This is a genomic window from Citrobacter sp. VF227, from assembly GCF_052950715.1.
Genome location: NZ_JBRFVF010000696.1, coordinates 1 through 350, shown reverse-complemented (window position 1 = coordinate 350; position 350 = coordinate 1). Strand labels below are relative to the sequence as shown.

The following is a 350-nucleotide window of genomic DNA, read 5'->3' as shown; positions in this document are numbered from 1 at the left end:
CCTTTTCAGGTACACTCTGAAGTTTTCTTGGTTTGTTGCAGTAAAGATGGTGGAGCTATGCGGGATCGAACCGCAGACCTCCTGCGTGCAAAGCAGGCGCTCTCCCAGCTGAGCTATAGCCCCATCGTAGTTATCTCATTCACCTTAATTCTTGCTGAGACAAGGCGTGGAGCGGCGAAGCATACTGAAGTATGCGAGTCGTTTCACAACGCGGTATCAGAAAGAATTTGGTAGGCCTGAGTGGACTTGAACCACCGACCTCACCCTTATCAGGGGTGCGCTCTAACCACCTGAGCTACAAGCCTGCAGAGATTTTCTTACTGCTAATTTTCATCAGACAATCTGTGTGA

The 350-nt window shown here is 49.4% G+C and carries 2 tRNA genes; both read right to left on the bottom strand.

Annotated features, from left to right (window positions below):
• Positions 1-47 precede the first annotated feature (47 nt).
• Positions 48-123, bottom strand: a tRNA-Ala gene (locus tag ACU8YC_RS28625).
• A 105-nt stretch (positions 124-228) separates the two neighbouring features.
• Positions 229-305, bottom strand: a tRNA-Ile gene (locus tag ACU8YC_RS28620).
• Between the last annotated feature and the right edge of the window lie 45 nt (positions 306-350).